Raw genomic sequence first — 624 nt, forward strand, 5'->3', positions numbered from 1 at the left:
CGCTACCTTAGGACCGTTATAGTTACGGCCGCCGTTCACCCGGGCTTCATTTCAACGCTTCGCATAAGCTAACGCATCCACTTAACCTTCGGGCACTGGGCAGGCTTCACCCCCTATACATCACCTTGCGGTTTAGCAGAGAGTTGTGTTTTTGATAAACAGTTGCCCCTCACAATTTACTGTGGCCAACCAAAAGTTGGCACCCCTTCTCGCGAACTTACGGGGTTAATTTGCAGAGTTCCTTAACATTGGTTTTCTCGCTCGCCTTAGAATACTCATCTTGGGAACGTGTGTCCGTTCTCGGTACAGGTGACCATACATTTAAACGTTTAGAAGCTTTTCTTGGAAGCATGAAATCACACAATTCAGCTTTTCAGCTTATGACTCGCAACTCCCGGTTAGAGGACACGCATTTAACTATGTCCACCAGTTGTTACTTACCCCACAATCCAATAAGTGGTAGTGTTATCCTTCTCCGTCACTCCATCACTACGTACAGCCAGTACAGGAATATTAACCTGTTGTCCATCAGATACGCCTTTCGGCCTCTCCTTAGGTCCTGACTAACCCTGGGTGGACGAACCTTCCCCAGGAAACCTTTCCCAATAGGCGTTGAGGATTCTC

1 rRNA gene is annotated in these 624 nt (G+C 47.8%); it reads right to left on the reverse strand.

Annotated features, from left to right (window positions below):
• A 23S ribosomal RNA gene (locus tag JXZ93_RS03505) occupies positions 1-624 on the reverse strand; the annotation flags it as partial.

This window comes from Mycoplasma sp. CSL10166 (genome assembly GCF_017116885.1).
Classification (GTDB): Bacteria; Bacillota_I; Bacilli_A; order Mycoplasmatales; family Metamycoplasmataceae; genus Mycoplasmopsis.